General features: G+C 52.9%; 20 protein-coding genes. All 20 read left to right on the top strand.

From position 1 onward, the window contains the following. The first annotated feature begins 6 nt into the window (after positions 1-6). A complete protein-coding gene (locus METLA_RS0108835; RefSeq protein ID WP_024298208.1) occupies positions 7-507 on the top strand; it encodes a phage tail protein in 501 nt (166 codons plus the stop codon). Between the two features lie 9 nt (positions 508-516). Further along, positions 517-1,020, top strand: a complete 504-nt coding sequence (locus METLA_RS0108830) for a phage tail protein (RefSeq protein ID WP_024298207.1) — start codon at positions 517-519, stop codon at positions 1,018-1,020. Positions 1,021-1,029: 9 nt separating this feature from the next. After that, positions 1,030-1,551 (top strand): phage tail protein, encoded by a 522-nt coding sequence (locus tag METLA_RS0108825; RefSeq protein ID WP_024298206.1) that lies wholly within the window; start codon positions 1,030-1,032, stop codon positions 1,549-1,551. 419 nt (positions 1,552-1,970) lie between these two features. Next, complete coding sequence (locus METLA_RS21410) at positions 1,971-2,303, top strand: DUF6916 family protein (protein ID WP_152539409.1); 333 nt, start codon at positions 1,971-1,973, stop codon at positions 2,301-2,303. 3 nt (positions 2,304-2,306) lie between these two features. Continuing rightward, entirely contained in the window at positions 2,307-2,789 is a 483-nt protein-coding gene (locus METLA_RS0108815; RefSeq protein WP_024298204.1) for a GNAT family N-acetyltransferase, read from the top strand. A 58-nt stretch (positions 2,790-2,847) separates the two neighbouring features. Beyond that, on the top strand, positions 2,848-3,141 hold the full coding sequence (locus METLA_RS0108810; protein WP_036281605.1) for a DUF6916 family protein: 294 nt from the start codon (positions 2,848-2,850) through the stop codon (positions 3,139-3,141). A gap of 290 nt (positions 3,142-3,431) precedes the next feature. Beyond that, positions 3,432-3,848 carry a hypothetical protein gene (locus METLA_RS0108805; RefSeq protein WP_024298202.1) on the top strand — a complete coding sequence of 139 codons (417 nt, stop codon included), beginning with the start codon at positions 3,432-3,434 and terminating at the stop codon, positions 3,846-3,848. 100 nt (positions 3,849-3,948) lie between these two features. Then, a complete protein-coding gene (locus METLA_RS0108800) occupies positions 3,949-4,743 on the top strand; it encodes an RMD1 family protein (protein WP_024298201.1) in 795 nt (264 codons plus the stop codon). Positions 4,744-4,746: 3 nt separating this feature from the next. Next, positions 4,747-5,607, top strand: coding sequence for a 23S rRNA (adenine(2030)-N(6))-methyltransferase RlmJ (locus tag METLA_RS0108795; RefSeq protein WP_024298200.1), 861 nt, complete (start codon positions 4,747-4,749; stop codon positions 5,605-5,607). A gap of 295 nt (positions 5,608-5,902) precedes the next feature. Further along, a complete protein-coding gene (locus tag METLA_RS0108790) occupies positions 5,903-6,562 on the top strand; it encodes a type IV pilus assembly protein FimV (RefSeq protein WP_152539408.1) in 660 nt (219 codons plus the stop codon). Positions 6,563-6,565: 3 nt separating this feature from the next. Next, on the top strand, positions 6,566-7,759 hold the full coding sequence (locus METLA_RS0108785) for a hypothetical protein (protein WP_024298198.1): 1,194 nt from the start codon (positions 6,566-6,568) through the stop codon (positions 7,757-7,759). 21 nt (positions 7,760-7,780) lie between these two features. After that, positions 7,781-8,317 (top strand): GTP-binding protein, encoded by a 537-nt coding sequence (locus tag METLA_RS0108780; RefSeq protein WP_024298197.1) that lies wholly within the window; start codon positions 7,781-7,783, stop codon positions 8,315-8,317. 1 nt (position 8,318) lies between these two features. Then, positions 8,319-8,963: a hypothetical protein gene (locus METLA_RS0108775; RefSeq protein WP_024298196.1), complete on the top strand. Its 645-nt coding sequence runs from the start codon at positions 8,319-8,321 to the stop codon at positions 8,961-8,963. A 32-nt stretch (positions 8,964-8,995) separates the two neighbouring features. Beyond that, the gene (locus METLA_RS0108770; RefSeq protein WP_024298195.1) at positions 8,996-9,358 is read left to right on the top strand and encodes a roadblock/LC7 domain-containing protein; all 363 of its coding nucleotides are present in this window, start codon (positions 8,996-8,998) and stop codon (positions 9,356-9,358) included. A gap of 368 nt (positions 9,359-9,726) precedes the next feature. Next, on the top strand, positions 9,727-10,500 hold the full coding sequence (locus METLA_RS0108765) for an alpha/beta fold hydrolase (protein ID WP_024298194.1): 774 nt from the start codon (positions 9,727-9,729) through the stop codon (positions 10,498-10,500). Positions 10,501-10,748: 248 nt separating this feature from the next. Next, the gene (gene hfq / locus METLA_RS0108760) at positions 10,749-10,988 is read left to right on the top strand and encodes an RNA chaperone Hfq (RefSeq protein ID WP_024298193.1); all 240 of its coding nucleotides are present in this window, start codon (positions 10,749-10,751) and stop codon (positions 10,986-10,988) included. 111 nt (positions 10,989-11,099) lie between these two features. Further along, positions 11,100-12,371: a ribosome rescue GTPase HflX gene (hflX, locus tag METLA_RS0108755; RefSeq protein ID WP_024298192.1), complete on the top strand. Its 1,272-nt coding sequence runs from the start codon at positions 11,100-11,102 to the stop codon at positions 12,369-12,371. Positions 12,372-12,604: 233 nt separating this feature from the next. Further along, positions 12,605-13,813, top strand: coding sequence for an FtsH protease activity modulator HflK (gene hflK / locus METLA_RS0108750; RefSeq protein ID WP_024298191.1), 1,209 nt, complete (start codon positions 12,605-12,607; stop codon positions 13,811-13,813). Further along, positions 13,813-14,673, top strand: coding sequence for a protease modulator HflC (gene hflC, locus METLA_RS0108745; RefSeq protein WP_024298190.1), 861 nt, complete (start codon positions 13,813-13,815; stop codon positions 14,671-14,673). Before hflK ends, hflC begins: the two co-directional genes overlap by 1 nt. A 95-nt stretch (positions 14,674-14,768) precedes the next feature. Further along, positions 14,769-15,959, top strand: coding sequence for an ATP phosphoribosyltransferase regulatory subunit (locus tag METLA_RS0108740; RefSeq protein WP_024298189.1), 1,191 nt, complete (start codon positions 14,769-14,771; stop codon positions 15,957-15,959). Positions 15,960-15,968: the final 9 nt, after the last annotated feature.

Genomic DNA, 15,968 nt, shown 5'->3' with positions numbered 1-15,968 from the left:
GGAATCATGGCTGAACCATTTATCAGTGAAATCCGCTTGATGAGTTTTGGGTTCGCGCCGAAAGGTTGGGCTTTGTGCAATGGTCAGCTTCTGCCGATCAATCAAAATCAGGCGCTGTTTTCGTTGCTGGGTACGACTTTTGGGGGCAATGGCCAGACCAATTTTGCGCTGCCGGATCTCCGGGACCGGGTGCCGATTCATGTGGGCAGCGGCCACATACTCGGTGAAAGAGGCGGCGAACAGGCCCATACGCTTTCACTCACCGAGGTACCGGCTCATGCCCATGGTCTTGCGGTCTCGACTTCGGTGAGCGGCGGCAATGCCAATCCGACCGGGCGGGTACTTGGCGGGGGCAATAATGTCTATCATGCCCCCGGAAATTTAACGACGATGAACCCCGCTTCGGTAGCGAACGCCGGCGGTAATCAGGCACACCAGAACATGCAGCCCTTCTTGGCGATCAACTTTTCGATCGCCCTTCAAGGCATCTTCCCTTCGCAAAATTAGGAGAGAGTTATGTCTGAACCTTATGTCGGTGAAATTCGGATGTTTGCGGGCAATTTTGCCCCGGCCGGGTGGATGCTCTGTGAAGGGCAACTGGTACCCATCTCGGAGAACGAAGTGCTATTCCAGCTGATCGGCACGACTTACGGCGGTGACGGCCAGAACACGTTCGCCCTGCCTGACCTTCGCGGCCGTCTTCCTCTACATATGGGGAACGGTTTTGTGATTGGCGAAAGCGGTGGAGCCGAGGAAGTGACATTAACAGCACAGCAGCTTCCTGCCCACTCGCATGCGTTACTGGCGGTCGGCCTAACCGGAGATCAGATCAGTCCGACCGGGAATCTGCCAGCGAACTCGTTCAACGTAACCCCTTTCATCAATGAAACACCCAACGGAGCCATGAGCGCGGCCGCGATTACCGCGACTGGCGGAAGCCAACCGCACACCAATATCCAGCCTTATCTGTGCATCAACTTCATCATTTCATTGTTCGGAATTTTCCCCTCGCAGAACTAGGGGTTAAACATGGCCGATCCTTTTGTAGCAGAAATCCGTATTTTTCCGTTCAATTTCGCTCCCAAGGGCTGGGCGTGGTGCAACGGGCAATTGATGCCGTTATCGCAGAACACCGCGTTGTTTTCTTTGTTGGGGACGACCTATGGCGGCGACGGCAAATCGACTTTCGCTCTACCGAACCTGCAAGGCTGCGCGCCGATGCAACCCGGTCAAGGCCCGGGGCTGTCTTTGCGCGATCTCGGCGAGAGCGGCGGCAGTGAAACAGTCACTCTGCTCGAGTCGGAAATTCCGGCACACTCCCACTCGCTCTTAGCGGATACGCTTGACCCTGCGGATACGAATGCAGTGAGCCCGAATGCGAGCTTTGCGCTCTCGACGGGTGGGACACTTTATCAAGATGCGCCAAACGCCGATGCGGCCGCGGTTGCCTTAACTTCCGCCGGCGGTAATACGCCGCATAACAACATGATGCCTTATCTGACCTTTAACTTTTGCATTGCTCTGCAAGGTATATTTCCTCCGCGGGGTTAAATATTTCATCGCCCGAGCATTGATTTTTTATCAAGACGGGCTGAGCAGAGAGCTATTGCTTCGATCAGCAATGACAAGTGACCCGCGATGTTTACTGGTTAGCGGTAAGCAGGGCTCATGCCCTTCACCGATGTATTTGAGCCATGCATTCATTTCGGATTTTTATATACCCCTTCGCGGCTAGCCGATTACTCGATCCGCAAAAACGATTATACTTCGGACAATTTGCGAACGAAGTTGGCTTGAGCTAAGCTTTTTCCTAAACCGAGGCGTGGTCGTTAGGATCAGGCATGTATTAATTTCTTGCAGCGACAAAATTTTTTATGAATAAGGGTATACCTAGAAGGACCTTTTTGCGGATGATTCTCGGCGCAATCGCCGTCGGCTATGCGGGGAGCGGGGTCGGTGCAGGGCGGTTGGTGAAAAAGTATAGGTCGCGCCGAAGTTTGAACGGCAAGCTCAATTACCAGGTTTTCGCTGCATTGGTCGGTCAATCTTTTATCGTGACCCAACCCAAATCGCCGGAAAAATACCGTGCACGCATGCAATTGGTAGAAGCCGAAACGGTCTTTTTGTCAGCCGAAAACGACCAGTTTTATCTGGTTTTCGAATTGGATGGCGATCAGGTTCAGCCGAATGGGGTTTGCCGGATTCATCATGCCACTGCCGGCTCGACGCAGCTTTACTTGCAGTCTACCGGAAACGATCTGCCGGGCAATTATTGCCGCGCTGAATTCAACTTGTTGCTTTAAGCGATGGCTAATTCAAACATCAGTTTTCGGCCAATCGTAGCGTCGGACCGAGACTTTCTGAGTACAGTTTATGCCAGCACCCGCGCTGACGAAATGGCGCTCGTGGATTGGGATGAAAAGCAGAAGGCCGCCTTCTTGGAGATGCAGTTTTCCGCCCAACATCATTATTATCAGGAAAACTATGCTGACGCCGATTTTTTTATTATTCTCTTCGATCAACGGCCTGTCGGCCGTTTTTATATCGCGCGCTGGCCGAATGAGATTCGTATTGTCGACCTCGCGCTATTACCTGAATTTAGGAATGCGGGAATCGGCACGGCTATGTTGAAGGACGTTTTAAACGAGGCGGCTCGGGTTCAAAAGCCGGTTCGTATTCATGTCGAGCGCTTTAATAAGGCGCTTTCGCTGTATCGACGTCTGGGCTTCGTACAAATCGGCGAGCATGGCGTGTATCTTCTGATGGAGCGGGCTGCGGATACCGAATAAAGCGCCGAAGCCCTTGGTTTTTTACTGTATTGACAACGTTAAAAAGGTGTAACGCGCCGTGCTTGAAACTTTGACAAAAGAAATCTGGGAAACTTATCTACATCAAGAGTTTCAGGTTGAAATCAACGATCAACATGCAGTCGATATGACGCTTATCGCCGTATCCGGTTTCGGGCGGTGTCTGAGCGGCCAGCGCGAGGCTTATTCCTTGCTGTTTCAAGGGCCTCATCAGCCGCTGCTGGCGCAACGCATCTATCGGCTTCGCCAACCCCAACTGGGGAGCCTGGATCTCTTTCTGGTGCCTGTCGGCAAGGAGTCCGTGGGCTTGCAGTATGAGGCGGTATTTACCTGAGGGGTGGCGCGCGTTCCGTTCTGTCGAGCGCTTGCCGAATGCCGCCGTAAAATGCACCGAAACCGTTTTGACTAGCGCCAGGATAGCCGCGAAATCCTATGAACCAGTACACCTGTATTTCCGAGGATTTTAATAAGTTGTATCGGTTAAAGGGAAGGTTGCGATTATAATTGCCGAGAAGGAATGATCATTTATGGTAATCCTGCCGTGAAGCGTAGTGGCGTTTCGGGCCGGAGGTACCGCTTCAGCGGAAGCATCGGCATTATAATTACAATAAAAAGAGGAAACTTATGCAATCATTGAGATTATTAGGCGTCATCGCTGTTTCATCCTGGCTTACTATTCCCGCGGTGCAGGCGTCGGAGCATCATAGCGGGCACGGCGGTATGTCTGGCGGCGGCGGTGGCAGTGCGAGCCAGTGCCAGAAAGCGAGCCTTGAACGTTTTAATCCGCCGCATCTGGCGAAGGTCGCGCCAGGTTCTGAATTTTCTTTTTATGCCTTCAATATCGACAGCCCCGAGCAGTTGTCCGCTACGGTCAAAAAAGTGCCTGTGGAGTTGACCGCTGAATTCAAGGAACCCTACTTTCTGGTCAAGGGCAGGCTGCCGGTTAATCTGACCAAGACGGCGGCTCGCATCGATATCAAGGCTTCCGCAAAATCATCGCATTGCGAAGATGAGAAAGGCTGGCTGCTGATCATCGAGTGACAGGCATTCTTATCTGGTGTGTAGCATTGTGCGCAATATTTGCCGATTTTTCGGCTCTGGGTTAAGCTACCGGGGTTTTACTTGCCAATGAGAAACTTCGATGTCGGCTAATCCCCCTGTCAGACGGTGCGTCGCCTATTGCCTGGCGCACCGCTTCCATATCGATGCGTTGGCGAAAGTGCTCTCGGATTCGAGTCTTATTCGCCTGATCAAGGGGGCCTTGCTGGTCGAAGAGAATGACACCTACACGATCATTTTGAGCTATGGCGCGGTGGTGCACTGGAATGTCAGTCCGGAACGGCAGGCGGTGATCCATCGTTTGTTGCTGGCCAACGCGGAGCAGGCGTTGCCGTCAGTCGAAGAAGATCATTTTACTTTTGCTTTCGACTGTCCGTCCACGCGGATCGTCGAGGATCATATCGAACTCGAATCGTCCGATCCGATTTTGATGTTTGCCTTGTCGCAGGGCATGGCGCAGTCGATCAAGCTGGCTTCGTTCGAAACCCAGGCGCTGCGCACGATCGAAAACACCAGTTATATCCCGAAGTCGTTGGCCGACAAAGGCCGCATCAATATCAGCCGCAGCGACATTGCGAAAATCCGCGGCCAGTTGTTTTTGACCAAGAGCGACATCATCGTCAATTACGATTTGCTCGATATTCCGGAGTTTTTCTGGGAATACCCGGAATACGAAGACTATTACTCGATCGCGGCCAAGTACTTGGAAATTGCGCCCCGCACCGACGTGCTGTCGAAAAAGCTCGAAACGATTCACGAATTATTCGAAATGCTGGCCGATGAACAAAACCATCGGCATTCTTCGCGGCTGGAATGGATCATCATCTGGCTGATCGCATTCGAGATCGGCATGACGATTTACGATAAGGTGCTTTAAGCCATGCTGAGCTATCGCCATGCCTTCCATGCGGGAAATTTCGCCGATGTGCTGAAGCATCTGGTGCTGGTGCACTGCATCGAGCATCTGAAAAAGAAGGATAAACCGTTTTGCTATATCGATACGCATGCGGGCGCGGGCATGTATGCCCTGAACAGCGAGTGGGCGTTAAAAAACCGCGAGTTTGACAGCGGCATCGCAAAATTGTGGCGGCGGGACGATTTGCCGGCAGGCGTGCGGCGCTATGTCGATCTGGTCGGGCAGTTTAATCAGGGCAAGGAACTGCTGCATTATCCCGGTTCCCCCTTTATTGCGGCCAGTTTGATGCGCAAGGAAGACAGGCTGTTCTTATACGATCTGCATTCCACCGAATTCAAGTTTCTGCATGAGCTGGTCAAAAAAGATCGCCGCATCAGAACCTTTCATGCCGACGGCTTGGCCGACTCCCTGAGCTTGTTGCCGCCGAAGGAGCGGCGCGGTCTGGTGTTGATCGATCCTTCCTACGAACTTTCAAATGATTACCGCTTGGTCGCCGAAACCCTGAAGAAGATGTACAGGCGGTTTGCCGGCGGCATTTATGCGCTGTGGTATCCGGTGGTCGAGCGGCAACGTATCCGCCGTCTGGAACGGGCGCTGCAAGACAGCGGCATCGCCGATGTGGCGCTGTTTGAGCTGGCTGTCTCCCCGGACAGCAAGGGCCATGGCATGACGGCCAGCGGGATGGTCGTGATCAATCCGCCATGGACATTGGAGGCCGAAATGCGCCTGGAGTTGCCGTGGTTGGCTGAGATCTTGGGTGCTGAAGGGCAGGGCGGTCACCGGATTGTCAATCTGGCCCAGGAAGGCGCCGAGCCGGCGCCATAACACGCCCTATTTTCCGAGTTTTCAAATCCCCCAGCGATTTCAATGGGCTGGGCGGACTTTGTGTGGGCTGGATGGTAATGGGGACAGAGTTCGAACGTATGGGCAAAACCGAAAGAGTAACAAATTAACATTTAATTTCTGTGATGTAATCCGCAATATCCATGGCAGCCGGCTGATTTATCGATAGCCGAATTGAAAATTGCTAATATCAGACTATTCTTTTGATAACACAGTTGTCCATGTGATGAGGTCTGCCTTGATTACCGTTAGCAATCATAATTTTGAAGAATCTCCGGTGTTAGAATTCGTTTTTGATCAATTTACGGCCGGGTTCCGCGAGTGGCCTGATTTGTCGGTGGACAAACGTCTGGAGCGTTTGGCCTTCCGAGTCTCCAGAGCGCCGAAGTCATTGCGGGCGCATTTGGAGCGCATCCATTATTGCTTCAACAATTATATGAATGAGCAGCTGTATGCGGCGCTGATCGATTTGTTGATCGTACTGAACAAGGCGGGCCGTGAATTGAGCTGGCGCATGATATTCGGGTCCAGGTCAAGGCTGACCGAAAGTCAGTTTCAAACCCTGAGGCATTTTCTGAAAAATGAGGGCGCCGCCATCGAAGCCTTGCCCTGCAACCGTTTTTCATTGTTTACCAAGGGACTGCAGTCGTCTTCGCCGCTCGTGCAAGTGGTCGAGGAGGCAAGCGAGGCCGAACAAGATCCTTTGCAACTGGCCAGGGACTATATCGAGTTTAGCCAGTTGGATGAAGCGGTCCGTGTGCTTGAACAGGCTATTTTGATGCGTCCGGAGCACGCTGAATTGCACGGCGAGCTGTTGTCGCTGTATCGATCGACCCGTGACCGGACAGGGTTTAAGCGAGTGCATGGCGAGCTGAACCGTCTTGGCGCGAGTCTGCCGCCTGAGTGGGCGCAGTTGCAAGATTTTTTAAAGGTTTAATCAATGTCGGAACATAATAAGAGACCATTAAAAGTTGCCCTGCACGGCATGGATAGCCGCAGTTGCAAGACCATGATGATGTTTATGCAAGGTCCGTGCCGGGGGGCTGCGATCGTTGTCAGTGAAGCTGAGGCTGACGTGGATATTTTTGATGGCGACCCGCCGGCTGCAAAAATTTTATTGGCCCAGCATCTGCAGGCGGAAAGGCAAAGGCCGACGATCGTGTTGTCGTTGCAGGATTTCAAGCACGATGGAGCGCTTCTGGTCAGAAAGCCGGTGAAGACCGATGACATGTTGTCGGCGCTGAAAGAAGCCAAATTGTTGTGGGAGGAACTTGCCAAGAAAAAAGCCGCAAAACAAGCCGTTCCGGTTACGGCTGACGCCGAAGAAGATGAGGCGGAATCCGAACCGCCCCCGCTCAAGACCTATGCGATCGATCAGGATGAGCGTAAAAAAACCTCCAAGCATCAGACGGCGATGCGCTTCGATGAAAAAGGCTTTCAGGCTTATATCGGTTCGCTTACGGACGTTGATGTGAACGATCCGGCACAATTTGCCGATGCGGCTTATGACCCGAAAGATTATTTTCAGGGTTATATTCAATCGGCATTTTTGGTTTGCCGGGCCAAGGGACAGATTTTACAGCTGCAATCGGGTTGGAAACCGATCATGATTTTTCCGCATACCCTGGAGGTCTGGCTTGACGCCGATGATCCGCAGTTGCGTGCGTTCGCGGGCATCAAGTTGAATTCGAACTCGGCATCCAAGATGTCGATCACTCCGGTCAATTCGCACACGATGGGCCTCGGCGGTTCGCTGGACAAATTTCAGAGCATGGATGCCTTTTTGTGGAAACTGGCCTGCTGGACTTCAAAAGGCCGTTATCCGCGGGCAATAGACTATACTCAGCCGGTCTATTTGAAAAGTTGGCCCAATTTTACGCGTTTGCTGATTACGCCGCATGCACTCAGAATTGCAGCCTTACTGATACAAGGGCCAAGAACGTTGACCAATGTCGCACAGGTGCTCAATATCAAGCCGCAATATGTGTTTGTATTCGCCAGCGCCGCCTGCGCCTTAGGCCTGATGGGACAGGCAAAGAGAGACGCCGATCATTTGATTCAGCCGCCGGCTGTCAAGCCGAGCAAGGGACAGGGCTTATTGAGCCGTATCATGAATAAATTGCGTGGTAACTAAGCACAACGGAACGACACGAACATGAGTCAGTACAAAATTATTTTTACAGGGCCGGTAGGCGCCGGCAAAACCACGGCAATTCACTCGATCAGCGATATTCCACCGGTTAAGACCGATGCTGCCGCCAGTGACATGACCAAGTCCAGAAAGGCCGCCACGACGGTGGCGATGGATTATGGCGTGATGAACCTGACGGATGGAGAAAAAATTCATTTGTACGGAACGCCGGGGCAGGAGCGTTTCGACTTTATGTGGGATATTCTGATCAACGGAGGCATTGGTTTGGTTCTGCTGCTGGATAACACCCGGGCGGACCCGTTCAAGGATATGAAATTCTTCCTCGATTCCTTCGGCGATTTTATCTCGAAGACCAGTGTGGCGATCGGCGTCACCCAAATGGATTTGAGCAGTAAGCCGACGATAGCCGATTATCATGTGCAGTTAAAAGATGCCGGTTTGACGCCGCCGATTTTTGCTGTGGATGCCAGAGTCAGAAACGATGTGTCGCTTCTCGTGCAATCCCTGCTCTATTCGCTGGATCCGGGGTTGGCTGAATAATATGAGCAGCTATCATTTAACAGAAGGGCTTTTTTTGTACCCAACGCCGTCGGGCGCTTACTATGCGGTGGCTTCGAACGAGATGGACAAGCCGCGCCAGTTTATCCGTCAGATGCTTTTACAGCCGACAACCAAAGCGCTGACGCTCGAGAATCTTCAGTTATTGACCGGTATCGATGACGCGGAAAAATGCATGGAATTGCTGCACCATTGCCAAAAGCTGGGTTGGGTGCAGGGCTTGAACGAAGAATTGACCTATCCGGCCGACCAGCTCGACAAGATTCTGCCGGATATGCTAAGCACCATTACCGAGAACGGTAAGGTGCTGCTGGCCGATATGGAGGGATTTTATCTGGCCAGCCATGGGTTTCCGCATGAGGTGGCTGAGGAGTTATCGGCATTGAGCGCCGAGATCGCCACTGTGCATGCGCGCCGCTCCGGGGTATTGGTGAATAATTTGGGGCAGGCAAGCCAGGCTTGGGCGATTGTCGATGTGTTCGGCAACAGTCAAATGGGTTTTTGGCCGCTGTTCATCGGCAAAAATCGTTTTGTGTTGGTCATTTCCGGCGTCCCTCATTTCAATCAGCCGGAATTTGTGAGTTTGGTTTGGGCCTTGGCAATCCGTTACGCGGCCAAGGCATCTTAATAATTTATTTTTATCGTTAAAGAGGAAGAAAAATGCGGGCAGACATGCTTACATCTGTTTTGACAGATTTGAATGGAACTTCAGCGGATATTGAGGCGTCGGGCATCATTTCAACGGATGGCTTGATGATGGCGTCGGTTTTGCCGGCCGGAATGGATGAGGACAGGGTAGGTGCGATGAGCGCCGCGATGCTCTCGCTAGGCGACCGGACCGCGCATGAGTTAGCTAGAGGCACTCTTGAACAGGTTTTGATCAAAGGCGAAAAGGGTTACGTCTTGATGACCTATGCCGGCGATGATGCGGTATTGACCGTATTGGCTAAGCCAAATGCAAAATTGGGTCTGATTTTCCTGGATGTAAAACGTGCGGCGGAAAGCATCACCGCTTTACTCTAGCCGGAGCTCTGGCAGCTAAATAAATCAATTGCGGCTTGTGCGTCCATGCGGTCTTGTGATGACGGCGCTTATCTCGAAGGCTATTGATTTTTATTGCAGTTTTCTACTTCGCGTGAGTCCAGGGTTTGCCGCAGGGACGTGGACCTGGACTCGCTTTTCATGCTCTGCCCTCTCAGCCGAAAATTCCCGGTTTGGGTTGATTGCCTCGACTATTTAGCGGACCGCGACAGGATTTGCTTGCTTGCGGATAATTTCTTTGGTTTACTAAAGCCCATTAAGTTTCCGCTGTCTTTCATGATTAACCCGCGCGTCGTTTCACATTCTGAGCCGGTCGGGCTCTCTGGCTGCCGCTTCTTAAAGGTGTTTGGATGGCAGCCGTCGAATTAGCTTACAGTGAATTGGGCCGGCCTGATGCCGCCCCGCTGATTATACTGCACGGTTTTTTCGCGTCCTCGCGTAACTGGAAATTCATCGCGGAAAAATTAGCCGCCTCGCGGCGCGTGTTTCTGCTCGACCTGCGTAATCATGGCGCATCGCCCCATCATCCGCTGATGGACTATCCCGCCATGGCGGAAGATGTGCGCCAGTTTATGCGGCAGCGCGGCTTAACCCGTGCCAGCCTGCTGGGTCACAGCATGGGAGGCAAGGTCGCGATGTGGCTGGCGTTGAACGCGCCCGATATGATCGATAAACTGATTATCGCCGATATTGCGCCGGTGGCTTACTCGCATAGCTTCGAAAACACCCTATCGGCATTGAAGGCACTGCCGTTGGCGGCGCTCAGTAACCGGAAACAGGCGGAGGAAAGGCTTGCTGAGGCCATCCCCGAACTGAGTTACCGGCAATTTTTATTGCAAAACCTGGTGCTGCACGACGGTCATTATCGCTGGCGCGTCGACTTGGATATTTTCGGCCGTTCGGCGCCGGCTATCACGGCTTTTCCCGATGCCGGAAACCGGCCGCCCTATCAGGATGCCGCCCTGTTCATTGCCGGCGCGGAGTCGAATTTTGTGAAAGCGGAGGCCGTTTTTCCGCTGTTTCCGCAGGCTCAATTGAAGACACTGGCCGGCGCCGGGCATTGGCTGCATGTCCAGCAGCCGGAAAGCTTTTTGGCGGCGGTGCTGGATTTTTTACGCGCATGAAGGGTTGCCCGTGGCCTGGCTGATGGCCCGGTGCTGGCGCAAGCGGTAAAAATGCCATAATATGACCAGATAATTTAGGATAGAATAGCAAGAGATGATGTAAGCCATTCAATCATCAGGCGCCATTCGGGCGCATCATCTTGGAAAAAATCATTAGGAACAAATATGTTCTTAAATTATCCATTGTGTTGATTTGTATTTACCGTTATCTTAAATATCATCTAATAAACATAATAAGGAGAAATCGGATGTCAAAAGGCCAAAATCTACAGGATAATTTTCTGAATACGTTACGAAAAGAACATACGCCGGTGTCGATCTTCCTGGTCAATGGGATCAAATTGCAGGGCAGGGTCGATTCGTTCGATCAATATGTGATCATGCTGAAAAATACGGTCAGCCAAATGGTCTACAAGCATGCCATCTCGACGATCGTGCCCGGGAAAGCCGTTAAAATGATTCCCGAAGTCGAAAGCGAAGACGAGTAATCCTTGTTCGCTTCGGTGTGTAGTCGTTTCGGATCACGCGAACTTTACGAAACGTTGTTGCGTGCCCCATTGTTTGCCGTCAGTTGGTCCTTCCGACGCTGGAGTTGTTGATTGTTTGATCGCCCCGATTCGGGTGAACGAGCCATTCTTGTTCATCTGACCCTGCATTCCGGACAGGAAGATCTTCTGGAATTGAAGGAACTGGCCAGATCGGCTGGCGCCGAGCCGGTGCATGTGGTGACGGGTAGCCGCAGAAATCCCGATCCGAAATATTTTGCCGGTACCGGCAAGGTCGAAGAGATCAAGCAGGCCATTGCCGACCATGAAGCCGGCATCGTATTGTTCAACCATCCCTTAACGCCGAGTCAGGAACGCAATCTCGAAGCGGCGCTCGGTGTGCGCGTCGTCGATCGAAACGGCCTGATTCTCGATATTTTCGCGCTGCGCGCCCAGACCTTCGAAGGTAAACTGCAGGTCGAATTGGCGCAACTCAAACATCTTTCGACGCGTCTGGTGCGCGGCTGGACACACTTGGAACGGCAAAAAGGCGGCATCGGCCTGCGCGGTCCGGGTGAAACCCAGTTGGAAACCGACCGCCGCTTGATCGGCGATCGCATCAAACAGATTCAGGCGCGTCTCGCAAAAGTCGAGAAGCAGCGCCATCAAAGCCGAGGCAAACGCAAGAAGGCCGAGGTTGCGACCGTATCGCTGGTCGGCTATACCAACGCCGGCAAATCGACCCTGTTCAACCGGCTGACCGGTGCGAACATCTATGCGGCGGATCAATTATTCGCAACGCTTGATCCGACCTTGCGCAACTGTCGTTTGCCGAACAATTCGGAAATCGTGCTGGCCGATACGGTCGGCTTCATTCGGCATTTGCCGCACGAACTGGTCGCGGCGTTCAAATCGACCTTGCAGGAAGCCAGCGAAGCCGATTTGCTGCTGCATGTGATCGATGCGCACGCGGAAGACCGCGAAGATACGATAAGCGAGGTCAATCAGGTCTTGAAGGAAATCGGCGCCGATAAGATCCCCCAGCTTGAAGTTTACAATAAGATCGATTTGCTCGACGGCGCCCGTCCCCGGATCGACCGCGATGTATTGGGCAGGCCGGTTCGGGTTTGGCTGTCCGCGATGGGTGGCGAAGGCGCGGATTTATTGTCCCAGGCATTGGCCGAGATTGTTTCCGCCAACAAAATTAGGCTGCGTTGTTACTTACGGCCGGAGCAAGGGGATGTCCGGGCGAAAATCCATGCTTATGCGATGATCATTGATCAACAGATAGAAGACGATGGACAGTCTGTCCTGATTATCGATATCGACCCCAAGTATTCGGGGTTTCTGGAGGCGGTACGCAAGGAAGTGCTATCGCCGCCCTGAGCCGCGCAAATTGAAAAGCGGGATGCCGGCACGGTTGTTGACGGGTTCATGTGCCTTGAAGTTTTCGTGTTTTTTCTGTAATTACGTTAAAATGCCCCTCATATCGGCGGCCGCAAGGAACCGGCCTGCCCAGTTACCTCGGAAAACCCTCGGCTGGGCTTTGTCCTCGGCGTTTATCTGTTATCTTGATAAGTCGTTAATTTTAAATAAACATCCTGCTATGGAGCAAAAATATGTCCTGGAATGAACCTGGAGGCGACAATAAAGACCCGTGGAGCGGTCGGGGTGAGCAAAAGGGACCGCCCGATCTTGATGAGGCCATACGCAAGGCTCTGGACAAGTTGAGCAATCTTTTCGGCGGCAGTGGCGGCGGCGACGGTCAGGAATCGACAGGCGGCCAGGGAAAAAATCTCGGCTTGATCGCGGTGGGCGCGGTCGCAGCGATATGGGTCGCCAGCGGCACTTATAAGGTCGATGCCGGCAATATCGGCGTGGTCACTCGCTTCGGCAAATACGTCGAAGAAACCAATCCGGGTTTGAACTGGCATTTGCCTATTCCGATCGAGCGCGTCGATATCGTGAATGTCGAGCAAAACCGCACATTGGCGGTCGGTTTTTCCAACGTCGGCGAGGCTGGCGACCGTTCCGAGCCGAAAGAAGCCTTGATGCTGACCCGCGACGAGAACTATGTCGATGTGCGTCTGGTCGTGCAGTATAAGGTCAGCAATCTGTCGAACAGCGCGAAAAAATTTCTGTTCAATGTCGTCGATCCGGCAACGACTCTGAAACAGGTCACCGAAAGCGCCGAACGCGGTGTGATCGGCAGTTCGGACATGGATTTCGTGTTGACCGAAGGCCGTAACGAGGTCGTCGCGCAGGTCAAAAAGGAAATTCAGGAAGTGATGGACCGTTATGAGTCCGGTATCGAGATTACCAGTGTAAACCTGCAGGATGTGCAAGCGCCTGAGCAGGTGCAGGCGGCGTTCCAGGACGTGATCAAGGCGCGCGAAGATAAACAGCGTCTGATTAACGAATCGGAAGCTTATTCGAACGACATTGTGCCGAAAGCGCGCGGCGCGGCGGCCAGAATGTTGCAGGAAGCCGAAGGCTACAAGGAAAGAGTCATTGCCCAGGCCGAAGGTGAAACCAACCGTTTCTCCCGGATGCTCGGCGAATATCTGAAACAGCCGGATGTGACCCGCAAACGCCTCTACATCGACACGATGGAGTCGGTTTTGGGAGAATCGAATTTGGTGTTAATCGATGCGAAAGGCGGCAATAACATACTCTATTTACCGTTGGATAAGATGGCGCAAAAGTTACCTGAAATCGAAACCCAGAGCGTAACACCGCCGGCGAAAGCCGAGTCTTCACCCGCGGAAGCGGAAGAACCGATCACGGTAAGGCCAACAAGCCGTGGACGCGACGTAAGGGGACGCTAATGACGACATTCAATAAAATTATCATCGGTATCGCCGCGCTGTGGCTGATCGGCGCGATGTTTGTATTTTCGGTCAACGAAACCGAAAAAGCGATCAAATTCAAGTTTGGTAAAATCGTTGAATACGATTTTACGCCGGGGCTGCATTTCAAATGGCCGTATCCGTTCAACGACATTAAAAAATTCGATGGGCGTATTCAGACGATGGTTTCGAAGCCGGAAGGCTTTTTGACCGCCGAAAAGAAAAACGTGTTTGTCGATTTTTTCGTCAAATGGCGTGTCGATGATGTCAGCAGCTTTTATCAACGCGTTGCCGGTGATGTCTATCAGGCCAATAATCGGCTGGATCCGATCATCAAGGATGCGTTCCGCGGCGAGTTCGCCCGGCGCGATATTAAGCAATTGGTTTCGACCGATCGCAAAGCGATCCGCGATATTATGATCAGCAACTCACAGGCATCGGCCAAAAACTTGGGGTTGAAAATTATCGACATCCAGGTAATGCGCATCGACTTGCCGCCGGAAGTCAGCACTTCGGTGTTCCGTCGGATGGAAGCGGAGCGTGAGCGGATAGCACGCGAGTTCCGCTCGCAAGGTTCGGAAGCGGCCGAAAAGATTCGCGCCGATGCGGACCGGCAGAGCGTGGTGACCAAGGCGAATGCGTTTAAAGACGCCGAAAAATTGCGCGGTGAAGGCGACGCGAAATCGTCCGAAATCTATGCGAAAGCATTCGGAGCCGACCCCGAGTTTTACAATTTTTACCGCAGCCTGAATGCGTATAAAAAGACCTTCAACAAATCCTCGACGCTGGTGCTCGATGCGGACTCCGAGTTCTTCCGCTATTTCAAGCATCAGAAATAAGCGCTTGAGTTGAACACGGCCGCGACTACGGCATCGATAACATTGACAAACGCCTCGCCCGTGCGGGGCGTTTTGTTTGAGTGGACTTAGAAAACATGCAACAAAAAGATTCCTGGCTCTTGCCTGACGGTATCGAAGAAATCCTGCCGGCTGACGCCAAACATTTGGAAAGTCTGAGACGTCGGCTGCTCGACATGTTTGCCAGCTGGGGTTACGAGATGGTGATTCCGCCGTTCATCGACTTTCTCGATTCGTTATTGATCGGCTCAGGGCACGATCTCGACCTGCAAACCTTCAAGCTGACCGATCAGATCAGCGGAGAAATGCTCGGCGTCAGAGCCGACATGACCCCGCAGGTCGCGCGCATCGACGCGCATCATCTGAAGCACGCATGGCCAACCCGTTTGTGCTATTACGGCACGGTGCTGCATACGCGCGGCGACCCTTTGGAAAAAACGCGCAGCCCGATGCAGATCGGCGCCGAACTGTACGGCCACGCCGGCATCGACAGCGATATCGAAGTGATCCGGATGATGCTCGAAATGCTAGCGCTGACCGGATTGCTGAACGTGCATCTCGACTTGGGACATGTCGGTATTTATCGATCCTTGACCCGCCAGGCCGGATTGAGTTCGGCGCAGGAAAGCGAGCTATTCGATGTGCTGCAGCGCAAGGCCAGACCGGAACTTGCGGAATTGATCGACAGCTATGCGCTTGATGAGGATCTGAAAGCGATGTTTCTGGCCTTGCCGCTGCTGAACGGCGGTACTGAAATCCTCGCTCGGGCGCGCCAGGTCTTTCTGAAGGCGGACGTTGAATTGAAACAGGCGCTGGCCGATCTCGAAACGATCGCCGCAAGACTCACGCAACTGTTCCCGTCTTTGCCGGTCAGTTTCGACCTGGCGGAATTGCGCGGCTATCATTATCATACCGGCGTCGTTTTCGCCGCCTTTACGCCAGAGGTCGGCCGCGAGATTGCGCGCGGCGGCCGTTACGACAACATCGGCGGCGTGTTCGGGCGGGCTCGCCCGGCGACCGGTTTTAGCGCCGACCTGAAATTATTGGCGGCGCTGAGCAGCGCAAGCGATAATGCGGCGCCGGAAAGCAAAATTTTCGCGCCCTGTCAGGACGATGCCGCCTTGGCCGAAAAAATCCGCGATTTGCGCACCGCAGGACATACGGTGATCCAACAATTGCCGGGGCAGGCCGGCGACGGCGCGGCGATGGGTTGTACCGCGATCCTTGAACAAGACAATCGAACCTGGTTCGTCAGAAACTTAGCTTAGTGGAATTAA

The organism is Methylomicrobium lacus LW14 (genome assembly GCF_000527095.1).
Taxonomy (GTDB): Bacteria; Pseudomonadota; Gammaproteobacteria; order Methylococcales; family Methylomonadaceae; genus Methylomicrobium; species Methylomicrobium lacus.
Note: the sequence above shows the minus strand (reverse complement) of the source record. Positions and strands in the feature narration are given on the sequence as shown.

Excerpts from the sequence above, each read along its gene's own strand:
- METLA_RS0108835 (WP_024298208.1), top strand. The coding sequence starts at position 7 with ATGGCTGAACCATTTATCAGTGAAATCCGCTTGATGAGTTTTGGGTTC.
- METLA_RS0108830 (WP_024298207.1), top strand. The coding sequence starts at position 517 with ATGTCTGAACCTTATGTCGGTGAAATTCGGATGTTTGCGGGCAATTTT.
- METLA_RS0108825 (WP_024298206.1), top strand. The coding sequence starts at position 1,030 with ATGGCCGATCCTTTTGTAGCAGAAATCCGTATTTTTCCGTTCAATTTC.
- METLA_RS0108815 (WP_024298204.1), top strand. The coding sequence starts at position 2,307 with ATGGCTAATTCAAACATCAGTTTTCGGCCAATCGTAGCGTCGGACCGA.
- METLA_RS0108805 (WP_024298202.1), top strand. The coding sequence starts at position 3,432 with ATGCAATCATTGAGATTATTAGGCGTCATCGCTGTTTCATCCTGGCTT.
- METLA_RS0108800 (WP_024298201.1), top strand. The coding sequence starts at position 3,949 with ATGTCGGCTAATCCCCCTGTCAGACGGTGCGTCGCCTATTGCCTGGCG.
- METLA_RS0108795 (WP_024298200.1), top strand. The coding sequence starts at position 4,747 with ATGCTGAGCTATCGCCATGCCTTCCATGCGGGAAATTTCGCCGATGTG.
- METLA_RS0108785 (WP_024298198.1), top strand. The coding sequence starts at position 6,566 with ATGTCGGAACATAATAAGAGACCATTAAAAGTTGCCCTGCACGGCATG.
- METLA_RS0108780 (WP_024298197.1), top strand. The coding sequence starts at position 7,781 with ATGAGTCAGTACAAAATTATTTTTACAGGGCCGGTAGGCGCCGGCAAA.
- METLA_RS0108775 (WP_024298196.1), top strand. The coding sequence starts at position 8,319 with ATGAGCAGCTATCATTTAACAGAAGGGCTTTTTTTGTACCCAACGCCG.
- METLA_RS0108770 (WP_024298195.1), top strand. The coding sequence starts at position 8,996 with ATGCGGGCAGACATGCTTACATCTGTTTTGACAGATTTGAATGGAACT.
- METLA_RS0108765 (WP_024298194.1), top strand. The coding sequence starts at position 9,727 with ATGGCAGCCGTCGAATTAGCTTACAGTGAATTGGGCCGGCCTGATGCC.
- hfq (WP_024298193.1), top strand. The coding sequence starts at position 10,749 with ATGTCAAAAGGCCAAAATCTACAGGATAATTTTCTGAATACGTTACGA.
- hflK (WP_024298191.1), top strand. The coding sequence starts at position 12,605 with ATGTCCTGGAATGAACCTGGAGGCGACAATAAAGACCCGTGGAGCGGT.
- hflC (WP_024298190.1), top strand. The coding sequence starts at position 13,813 with ATGACGACATTCAATAAAATTATCATCGGTATCGCCGCGCTGTGGCTG.
- METLA_RS0108740 (WP_024298189.1), top strand. The coding sequence starts at position 14,769 with ATGCAACAAAAAGATTCCTGGCTCTTGCCTGACGGTATCGAAGAAATC.